We start from the raw sequence: 10051 nt of genomic DNA, 5'->3' as shown, positions 1-10051 counted from the left end.
AAACTCTATAAAGAAGCCTACTGGTATGGGCTAAATGATAGAGTATTAAAGAGATATAGATAATAGTTAAAGGGGGAGCTTAGATGTTTATTAGAAATTATATGTTATCAAAAGGAAATTTAACTACAGTTGAATTAGAAGAAAACTTAGGTAGTGCCCTTGAGAAAATCAATGAAGGAAATTTTTTATCATTACCAGTTTTAGATGGCAATGAATTTAAGGGTATTCTTATGAAAGAAGCTGTTTATAGAAATTACTTAGAGTCTGGAAAATGTAATAAGGATGAATATTTAAGTAATACTAAAGTAAAAGAAATATATAATAACAGTTATGAATCGATTTCTGCAGATGAGAGGATTGAAAAAGCTTCTTACCTTTTGAAGGAACTCAGAACACCATTCTTACCAGTTTTTGATTCTAACAATAAATTTGTAGGTATATTAACTCATTTTGCAATATTTAATGCTTTTTCAGAGATATTTGGAATAGATAAAGGAACAAGAATTGTTGTAAATATGTTTGATTTACCAGGTCAATTAGCAAGACTTACAGATTTAATTAGAAAAGAAAATATAAATATAATAAATTTTGCTATTATGGACCCAAAAGTACTAGATTTGATTCAAGTTATACTTAGGGTTGATACCGATGATGTAGATAAATTAGTTGATAAAATTCAATCTGCAGGTTTTAAGATTGGTGAGGTAACAAAATAATAGATGAATGTATAAAAATTCCTAAAATGGATAGAATATCCCTCTAGATAGTAATCTGGAGGGATATTTATGAAAAAAGATAGAATTTTACCTATTTTCTTTTTTTCTTTAACTTTGTTTTTGATAAGTTTTATATTTGGTTATCAATTAATGAGTAAAAAATTAAATCCAAAAAGCATTAGCAAAGTCAGTGAAAAAGAAACAGATATGTCAAAGCATTCGGGGCGAGAAATATTAAACGAGGAGAGTAGAATTTCTCCAAATACATTTATAGAAGAGAGAATTCACTATACAGCGTGTGATCATGTCGTTACAAAAGTTGAAGTAGTAGAAGATGAATTTGTTAATATGACCAGAGATGAATATACTAAATATTTGGATGAAAATTATCCAAATAAAAGAATAATTTCATATTCATCTAACAAAATAACATTAGGGATTACCAAAAATCATTTATGTGAGAACCATTATGTCGTAGGAGAGGAAGATGGTTTTATAGCTATATTTCGGATAGGAGAAAATGGTGAAAGGATAGTAGAAAAAGTATTTATAGATTATCCTATCTCACTACTAATGGAAATTGATCAAGAAAAAATAGTTGAAGGAATAGTAGTAGATAGTGAGGAAGAATTATCTGAAATTCTAGAGAATTTTATTAGTTAACTAAGTTAGAAATTCTAACTTAGTTTTTCTTTGGAAATATGATACAATAATATATATATTTATAGAAGGGAGATTATGGATGATAATTCTAGGAATTGATCCAGGGATTGCAATAGTTGGATATAGTATTATAGAGTGCAATGGAAATAATTTTAAGGCTATTGATTATGGATGTATAACAACGGACTCAGATATTTTATTTCCCGACAGGATAAAGATAATATATAATAAACTTACTGAAATTATAGAAAAATACAGGCCGGAAGATTTAGCTGTTGAAGAATTATTTTTTAATAAGAATGTAAAAACAGCAATAAAAGTTGGACAGGCCCGCGGTGTAGAAATATTAGCAGCTGTTAACAAAGGTATGAATATATATGAATATACTCCTCTACAAATAAAACAAGCTGTTGTAGGATATGGTAGGGCAGATAAAAGTCAAGTACAAGAGATGGTAAGGATATTATTGAACTTAAAAGAAAAACCTAAACCAGATGATGTTGCAGATGCTTTAGCAGTTGCTATATGTCATGGTAGTTCTATTAAATTTAAAGAATCCTTTAGAATGAAATAATATTACAGAGGGTGAATATATTGTTTGAATTTATTATTGGAGATGTAGTATCCATTAAAGAAGATTATATAGTATTACAGAATAACGGGATAGGTTACAAGATATTTACATCTACTAACTCAATGCTTCAACTTGAATTAGGTATGAGAAATGCAATGATTTTTACATACCTTAATGTAAGAGAAGATGGATTATTTCTTTATGGATTTACATCAGAAGAAGAAATTAATATGTTTAGGCTACTTCAGATGGTTTCTAAAATTGGTCCCAAAAGTGCATTAGGAATCTTATCTACACTTACACCAAATCAGATTAAGGTAGCTGTAATAAAAAAAGAGTTAGATATTTTATGTAAAGCACCAGGTATTGGTAAAAAGACTGCCGAGAGAATGGTTTTAGAACTTAAAGATAGAATAGACAAGAATATTGAGGTCGTAGAAGATAATATTAGTGGAATTAAGCCTAATGATTATCATGAAGCAATAGATGGTTTGATGTCATTAGGATATACTAGATTAGAAATAGAGAAGATTATTAGGACAATGGATATATCTAAGATGAATATTGAAGATATAATTAGAGAAGCATTAAGAAAATTATCAAAACATTAAGAAGGTGTTAATATATGGAAGATACTAATGATAGAATAGTGGCTGGAAGTTTGAGAACTGAAGACTTGGAAAGTGAATTAACATTAAGACCTAAATGGATTACTGAATATATAGGTCAGGATAAGGCTAAGGAAAAATTAAATATTTTTATTCAAGCAGCTAAGGGAAGGAATGAATCATTGGATCATGTCTTATTATATGGACCTCCCGGGCTAGGTAAAACAACTTTGGCAAATATTATTGCAAATGAAATGGGAGTTAATATTAGGGTAACATCAGGACCTGCCATTGAGAGGCCGGGAGACTTAGCAAGTATCTTAACTAATCTTTCAGAAGGTGATGTTTTATTTATTGATGAGATACATAGGATTAATAGAACTGTAGAAGAGATACTATATCCTGCAATGGAGGACTTTGCTTTAGATATAATAATAGGTAAAGGCCCCTCTGCTAGATCAGTAAGGCTTGATTTATCTAAATTTACACTTATTGGTGCAACTACTAGAGCTGGACTTTTAACATCTCCCCTTAGGGATAGATTTGGTGTAATGCTGAATTTGGAATTATATGATGAGGAGAGTCTTAAACAGATTATAGTTAGGTCTGCTGATATATTGAATATAAGGATTGAAAATGAAGGAGCTCTGGAAATAGCTAGAAGATCTAGAGGAACTCCTAGAATTGCAAATAGATTATTAAAGAGAGTAAGAGATTATGCTCAAGTCGTAGAAAAAGGTGTAATTACCTGGGAAGTGGCAAAGAAGGGTTTAGAAATCCTTGAAATTGATGAGTTAGGGCTAGATAGTGTAGACAGAAGATTAATTCTCACTTTAATAGAAAATTTTAACGGTGGACCAGTTGGTGTAGATACATTATCTGCCGCAACAGGAGAGGAAAGAATTACAATAGAAGATGTATATGAGCCATATCTTTTGCAAATAGGATTTTTAAATAGAACTCCTAGAGGAAGAGTAGTTTCTAAAAAAGCATATGACCACTTTGGAATTCCCTATACTGAGGAACAATAAAAAATGACATAGGAAGGAGTAAGGCAATGAATAGGAAGATACCTAGAATTTTAATTTGTATACTGCTGTTAATTTTATTACCTGTTAAAATATCTTATGCCAATTCAATTAATACTCAATATATAGATATTAGACTGACAAAACCCATAGTACAGAATAATGTAATTAATCTTGGAAGTGATAGTGGTTTTTTACTATTTGATTTAAATAATAAAGATAATTCTATAGGGAGTATAAGTGAAACTAGTATTAAGGCTGTATTAGGAGAAGATGGTATCAATCTAGTTAATTCTCAAAACAATATTGTATTTACTTTACCTAAAGATGGAAGTGTTTTAATTTCTCAAAATACATTAGATAATCAATTAATAAAGGTTGAAAAAGATCGTTATAGAGATTATATTAGATTAGTCAGTAAAAATAATGAGATTTTTGTTATAAATCATGTAAATCTTGAGAATTATCTATATGGGGTAGTTCCAGCAGAAATGCCAGCAACTTTTCATATTGAAGCGCTAAAAGCACAGGCAGTAGCTTCTAGGAGCTTTGCTCTTTCAAATATAAAGAAACATTCAGCAGAAGGATTTAATTTATGTGATACGACTCATTGTCAAGTATATTCAGGCTTTGAGTATGAAAGACCTTCAACTAATCTAGCTGTAGATGAAACAAAGGATATATTTGCATATTACAATGGAAAAGTAATAGAGGCGATATTCCATTCAACTAGTAGTGGTTTTACAGAAGATAGTGTAAATGTATGGGGTGGAGATTTGCCATATCTAAAGTCTGTGGAAGATAGCTTTTCTAGTGAATCTCCTTATAGTATCTGGAATTTTAGTATTAATATTAATGAATTAAACAATAATTTAGTTTCATCTGGAATAAACATTGGAGATTTACAGGGAATTGAAGTTATTGATGCGACCTCTACTGGTAAGGTAAACAAAGTGAAAATAATTGGAACTAAAGGAGAAAAAACTATAGGTGGAACCGAATTTAGAAACTTAGTAGGTGCTACGAAATTTAAGAGTTCTTGGTTTAGCATAAAAGGTGGAAATGCTAATTCATCAAGTAGTCAAGTTTATGTTATAAGCGGAGATACACTCAAACCACAAACTATAGATACTAGTAAAGCCTATATAATAGATGGGAAAGAAAAAAAGACAGTAACAAGAAGTACGGTGAATAGGGCTATTGGAAAAGATAGAGTAGAATCCATAGGAGAATTTTATCCAGTATCGTCTTCCGAAATAGTGATAGAAGGAAAAGGCTTTGGTCATGGAGTAGGTATGAGCCAGTTTGGAGCTAAGAAAATGGCTGAATTAGGATATGATTTCGAGGAGATTCTTAAATATTATTATACTGGGATAGATGTCTTACCAAATAATTAATATGTAAATCGATAGATAGGCTAGAATATTAATGTGCCTGATAAAAAAGTGCTTAGTAATTAAATGTCTAAGATAATAGAATAAATTTATATGATTTATAAATTTAGATGAAAAAGTTGCTAAATAACTAATAGCTAAAAAATTATATTCACATTTTAAATATAATTGGATAAAAGAATTGTATTGTGGTCAATAATTATAATAAAGAAGGATGGTTTAATGAAACGAGAAGATTTTAATTATTTTTTGCCAGAAAACCTAATTGCTCAACACCCTTTAGAGAATAGAGAGGAATCTAGATTGTTGATATTGGATAAAAAAACCGGGGAAATAGAGCACAAAACGTTTAAACATATTATAGAATACTTGGACAAAGGAGATTGTTTAGTATTAAATGATACAAGAGTAATACCTGCTAGATTATTTGGTAATAGAATAGGTAAAGAAGAAAGCATAGAAATATTACTTCTTAAGAGAATAGAAAATAATGTATGGGAGTCTTTAGTGAAGCCTGGGAAAAAGGCTAGGCCCGGACATATAATAGAATTTGGTGGAGGAATTTTGAAGGGTGAAGTTTTATCAATAGAAGAAGATGGAACTAGAATTATAGGATTTGAATATAAAGGAATATTTGAAGAGATTTTAGATAAATTAGGTGAAATGCCTTTACCTCCATATATAACGGAGGTATTAGATGACAGGGAAAGGTATCAAACCGTTTATTCAAAGCATAAGGGGTCTGCCGCGGCTCCTACTGCAGGTCTTCATTTTACTAATAATTTATTAGATGAAATTAAAGATAAGGGGGTCAATATAGCATATATAACTTTGCATGTTGGACTTGGTACTTTTAGACCTGTTAAGGTGGATAATATTTTAGATCATCATATGCATTCAGAGTATTACAATATCTCAGAGGAAGCTGCTGCAATAATCAATAATTCTAAACATAATGGTGGGAAAGTAATATCTGTAGGCACTACTTCTACAAGGACTTTAGAAACTGTGGCTGATGAAAATGGAAAGATTATATCTAAATCAGGATGGACAGATATATTTATTTATCCAGGATATAGGTTTAAAATTATAGATAGATTAATTACAAATTTCCATTTGCCTGAATCAACTTTACTTATGCTAGTAAGTGCATTAGCTACTCAAGAAAATGTACTTAATGCATATAGAATAGCCGTAGAGAAAGAATATAGATTTTTTAGTTTTGGCGATGCCATGTTTATAAAATAGGGGATATCATAGGAGGAAGATTATGGCAATAAGATTTGAACTATTAAAAGAAGCAAAGGATTCTAAAGCAAGGCTTGGTAAATTATATACTCCCCATGGAGTAATAGAAACACCAATATTTATGCCTGTAGGTACTAGAGCTACTGTCAAAGCTATGACACCAGAGGAAGTGAAAGGTTTAGGAGCACAAATAATTTTAAGTAATACTTATCACTTATATTTAAGACCAGGTCATAAATTAATAGAGGAAGCAGGAGGGTTACATAGATTTATGAATTGGGATGGCCCAATTTTAACCGATAGTGGAGGATTTCAGGTTTTTAGTTTAGGAGATTTGAGAAAAATAAAAGAAGAAGGTGTAGAATTTAGATCCCATATTGATGGTTCTAAACATTTTATAAGTCCTGAAAAGTCAATTGAAATTCAAAATTCACTAGGATCAGATATTATGATGTGTTTTGATGAATGTACTCCTTATCCTGCTACATATGAATATGCGAAGCATTCTATGGAAAGAACAACTAGATGGGCTAAAAGATGTAAAGATTATCATAAGAATTGGGATAATCAAGGATTATTTGGAATAGTACAAGGTGGGATATATAAGGACTTAAGGGAACAAAGTGCAAAGGAATTAGTAGAGTTAGACTTTCCGGGATATGCAATAGGTGGTCTTAGTGTTGGTGAACCAAAGGAATTAATGTGTGAGATATTAGATTTTACTACACCTTTATTGCCTAAAGATAAACCTAGATACAATATGGGCGTTGGAACTCCTGATTATCTATTTGAATCTGTAATTAGAGGGATAGATATGGCAGATTGCGTGTTACCTACTAGAATTGCACGGAATGGGACAGTTCTTACATCTCAAGGAAAACTAGTTATAAGAAATGCAAAATATTCAAGAGATTTTACTAAATTAGATCCAGAGTGTGATTGCTATGCTTGTACTAATTATTCAAGAGCCTATATTAGACATTTATTTAATGTGGACGAAATTCTAGGATCAAGACTTACTACAATTCATAATTTATACTTTTTGATAAAACTTATGGAAAACATAAGAAATGCCATAAAAGAAGATAGATTGCTTGAATATAAAGAGGAATTTTATAAAAAATATGGTTATAATGATAAAAATTAGGTGAATTATTTAAAATATATTGTATAATAGATTATAGAAAAGGAGGGATTTGTACATGCCACAACAGCTTCAAGGATTAATAATACCAATTGGTTTTTTAGTCATATTTTATTTTATGGCAATTAGACCGCAAAAGAAAAAAGAACAACAAATAAAAGAAATGAGAAACAGCCTAAGAGTTGGAGATGAAGTAATTACCATAGGTGGAATTTATGGTAAAATTATCAAAGCTAAAGAAGATATAATAACTATAGAAGTAGGATCTTCTAAAACGAAGCTAGATATGACTAGATGGTCTGTTGGTTCAGTAGTTAGCAAAAATGAATCAAAAAATAACAAAACTGAAGAAATAAAAACTGAAGAAATAAAAACTGAAGAAGATGATAAATAACAAAAAAAGCTTCCTAATTTAATAAGGAAGCTTTTTTATGTAATAAATATTGGTTTCCTTAAATAAATTAAGGATAAGGAGCCCTAAAGGACTACCAGATTATTTTCTATGAAGTAAATATAAGGAGGGATATAATGTGAAAACCAAGAATTTGAACAAAAATATCTATTTATTAAAGGGGTTACTTCTGGCCTATATTATCACATGTATTTTAATACTAGTTTTTTCAATACTATTAACCTATTCAAGTCTTAGAGAAAATAAAATGCCTCTAGTGAATACAATAATCATGGTGATAAGTGTAACCTCAGGTAGTGTTTATGTAGCAAAAATGGTTAAAGAAAAAGGATGGATTAATGGAGGAATAATAGGTATGGCATATTATCTAATATTAATTATGCTTAACTTTATATTTCTAAAGCCTTTAGTATTAGATATATTTTCAATTTCAAAGTTAGTATTGGCATGTATTATAGGAATAATAGGAGGAATTATTGGGATAAACATATCATAAAAGAATAAAAAAAACTTTAAATAAAAAAACTAATATGGTATAATAAGTAGCAGTAAATAGATGCTAAGGAGGGATTTAAGATGAAATACATAAAGACAATATCTGGTAGTAATCTAAAAGATACTATATCCAAGGGCGGATGTGGGGAATGTCAAACTTCCTGTCAATCAGCTTGTAAAACATCCTGTACTGTAGGAAACCAAAAATGCGAGAATAAATAAGAATATAAAGGGTGGTGGTTTATCCATTACTTTTTATGCCCATAGGAAAGTTCTTACTTATTTTAGATTTGTTAAAGAGAACTTTCCGTATATGGGTTTCATAAAAAGATACCTTATAATGCTTCGATGGAAGCTTTTTTTATTTGTATAAAATTGTCAATTAGGAGGAACTTTAATGAATAAAGCATCAAAGATGCATAAGTTTCATTTAAATAATAAATATATTATTTTAGATGTAAATACTGGTGCGGTACATGTAGTTGATAAAATTGTATATGAAATCATAGATTATTATGGTGAAAAAACTATAGATGAAATAAAGAATACATTTAAAAGTACCTATGGCGAAAAAGCTGTAGAGGATGTATATAATGAAATAGATCAATTGGCTAAAGAAGGACTTTTATTCTCTGAAGATGTGAACATTTCTCACTTCAAATATAATGAAGAAAATATTGTTAAAGCGATGTGTTTGCATGTAGCTCATGATTGTAATTTAAAATGTAGTTATTGCTTTGCATCACAAGGTGATTTTAAAGGAGAAAGATCACTGATGTCTTTAGAGGTAGGGAAAAAGGCATTAGAATATCTAGTTAAGAATTCAGAGGCAAGAAGAAATTTAGAGGTGGATTTTTTTGGCGGAGAACCTTTGATGAATTTTAATTTAGTCAAGGATTTAATAAATTATGGAAGAGAGTTAGAAAAGAAATATAATAAAAACTTTAGATTTACTATTACTACAAATGGAATTTTACTTGATGATGAGAAGATTGATTATATCAATGAAAATATGTCAAATGTTGTTCTTAGTTTAGATGGCAGAAAAGAAGTCAATGATAATATGAGAAAGACAATTAGTGGAGAAGGTAGTTATGATATTATTTTACCTAAGTTTAAAAAGATGGTGGAAAAAAGGGGAGACAAGGATTACTACATTAGGGGGACCTTTACTAGTAATAATATTGATTTCTCTAAAGATGCATTAGATTTTTATAATAACGGATTTAAAAAGATTTCAATAGAGCCAGTAGTTACATCTGAGGAAATGGATTATGCTTTAAGAGAAGAACATTTACAATCTGTTCTAGACGAGTATGAGAAATTCTCTAAAGAGTATATAAATATAAAAAAGATGGACAAGGATTTTTATTTTTTCCACTTTATGATAGATTTGACTCAAGGTCCCTGTATTATAAAAAGATCTGTTGGATGTGGAGCAGGATCTGAATACATGGCCGTTACGCCAGAAGGTGATTTATATCCTTGTCATCAGTTTGTAGGGGAAGAGGAATTTAAGTTAGGAAATGTTATAGATGGAGTTCAACGAGGGGATATAAGAGAAAAATTTAAGAAGGCCAATGTATATAATAAAGAAGAATGTAGGGAATGTTGGGCAAGATTTTATTGCAGCGGTGGTTGTCATGCAAATTCCTATCATGCGCACAATGATCTTAGTAAAGCATATAAGATCGGTTGTGAAATGGAAAAGAAAAGAATTGAATGTGCCATATCTATACTGGCAAATTTAGATGAGTAGGAGGAAGAAT

At 30.1% G+C, this 10051-nt stretch carries 12 protein-coding genes; all 12 read left to right on the top strand.

The features are described from left to right. The first annotated feature begins 83 nt into the window (after positions 1-83). The 12 genes from RDK80_RS16635 (at position 84) to scfB (ending at position 10041) form a co-directional block, all read left to right on the top strand. Positions 84-716, top strand: a complete 633-nt coding sequence (locus RDK80_RS16635; protein ID WP_094904006.1) for a CBS domain-containing protein — start codon at positions 84-86, stop codon at positions 714-716. A gap of 69 nt (positions 717-785) precedes the next feature. Continuing rightward, positions 786-1379 carry a BofC C-terminal domain-containing protein gene (locus tag RDK80_RS16630; RefSeq protein ID WP_308524913.1) on the top strand — a complete coding sequence of 198 codons (594 nt, stop codon included), beginning with the start codon at positions 786-788 and terminating at the stop codon, positions 1377-1379. A gap of 79 nt (positions 1380-1458) precedes the next feature. Then, complete coding sequence (gene ruvC / locus RDK80_RS16625) at positions 1459-1953, top strand: crossover junction endodeoxyribonuclease RuvC (protein WP_094904008.1); 495 nt, start codon at positions 1459-1461, stop codon at positions 1951-1953. A gap of 20 nt (positions 1954-1973) precedes the next feature. After that, positions 1974-2564 (top strand): Holliday junction branch migration protein RuvA, encoded by a 591-nt coding sequence (gene ruvA, locus RDK80_RS16620; RefSeq protein ID WP_304440627.1) that lies wholly within the window; start codon positions 1974-1976, stop codon positions 2562-2564. 14 nt (positions 2565-2578) lie between these two features. Further along, positions 2579-3592, top strand: a complete 1014-nt coding sequence (ruvB, locus tag RDK80_RS16615) for a Holliday junction branch migration DNA helicase RuvB (protein WP_308524912.1) — start codon at positions 2579-2581, stop codon at positions 3590-3592. Positions 3593-3618: 26 nt separating this feature from the next. Next, the gene (locus RDK80_RS16610) at positions 3619-4986 is read left to right on the top strand and encodes a SpoIID/LytB domain-containing protein (protein WP_094904010.1); all 1368 of its coding nucleotides are present in this window, start codon (positions 3619-3621) and stop codon (positions 4984-4986) included. Positions 4987-5205: 219 nt separating this feature from the next. Then, positions 5206-6231, top strand: a complete 1026-nt coding sequence (gene queA, locus RDK80_RS16605) for a tRNA preQ1(34) S-adenosylmethionine ribosyltransferase-isomerase QueA (protein WP_308524911.1) — start codon at positions 5206-5208, stop codon at positions 6229-6231. Between the two features lie 22 nt (positions 6232-6253). Beyond that, on the top strand, positions 6254-7378 hold the full coding sequence (tgt, locus tag RDK80_RS16600) for a tRNA guanosine(34) transglycosylase Tgt (protein ID WP_308524910.1): 1125 nt from the start codon (positions 6254-6256) through the stop codon (positions 7376-7378). A gap of 55 nt (positions 7379-7433) precedes the next feature. After that, positions 7434-7769 (top strand): preprotein translocase subunit YajC, encoded by a 336-nt coding sequence (yajC, locus tag RDK80_RS16595; RefSeq protein ID WP_308524909.1) that lies wholly within the window; start codon positions 7434-7436, stop codon positions 7767-7769. A 136-nt stretch (positions 7770-7905) separates the two neighbouring features. Then, a complete protein-coding gene (locus RDK80_RS16590) occupies positions 7906-8283 on the top strand; it encodes a TIGR04086 family membrane protein (protein ID WP_308524908.1) in 378 nt (125 codons plus the stop codon). An 80-nt stretch (positions 8284-8363) separates the two neighbouring features. After that, positions 8364-8504, top strand: coding sequence for a six-cysteine ranthipeptide SCIFF (scfA, locus tag RDK80_RS16585; protein WP_094904015.1), 141 nt, complete (start codon positions 8364-8366; stop codon positions 8502-8504). Positions 8505-8679: 175 nt separating this feature from the next. Further along, positions 8680-10041 (top strand): thioether cross-link-forming SCIFF peptide maturase, encoded by a 1362-nt coding sequence (scfB, locus tag RDK80_RS16580; protein ID WP_308524907.1) that lies wholly within the window; start codon positions 8680-8682, stop codon positions 10039-10041. Positions 10042-10051 lie beyond the last annotated feature (10 nt).

This window comes from uncultured Tissierella sp., assembly GCF_902479755.1.
Lineage (GTDB): Bacteria > Bacillota > Clostridia > Tissierellales > Tissierellaceae > Tissierella > Tissierella carlieri.
The sequence above is the reverse complement of the archived record's forward strand: the minus strand, read 5'-3'. Positions and strand labels throughout refer to the sequence as shown.

Coding starts and splice junctions, on each gene's coding strand:
- RDK80_RS16635 (WP_094904006.1), top strand. CDS start 84: ATGTTTATTAGAAATTATATGTTATCAAAAGGAAATTTAACTACAGTT.
- RDK80_RS16630 (WP_308524913.1), top strand. CDS start 786: ATGAAAAAAGATAGAATTTTACCTATTTTCTTTTTTTCTTTAACTTTG.
- ruvC (WP_094904008.1), top strand. CDS start 1,459: ATGATAATTCTAGGAATTGATCCAGGGATTGCAATAGTTGGATATAGT.
- ruvB (WP_308524912.1), top strand. CDS start 2,579: ATGGAAGATACTAATGATAGAATAGTGGCTGGAAGTTTGAGAACTGAA.
- RDK80_RS16610 (WP_094904010.1), top strand. CDS start 3,619: ATGAATAGGAAGATACCTAGAATTTTAATTTGTATACTGCTGTTAATT.
- queA (WP_308524911.1), top strand. CDS start 5,206: ATGAAACGAGAAGATTTTAATTATTTTTTGCCAGAAAACCTAATTGCT.
- tgt (WP_308524910.1), top strand. CDS start 6,254: ATGGCAATAAGATTTGAACTATTAAAAGAAGCAAAGGATTCTAAAGCA.
- yajC (WP_308524909.1), top strand. CDS start 7,434: ATGCCACAACAGCTTCAAGGATTAATAATACCAATTGGTTTTTTAGTC.
- scfA (WP_094904015.1), top strand. CDS start 8,364: ATGAAATACATAAAGACAATATCTGGTAGTAATCTAAAAGATACTATA.
- scfB (WP_308524907.1), top strand. CDS start 8,680: ATGAATAAAGCATCAAAGATGCATAAGTTTCATTTAAATAATAAATAT.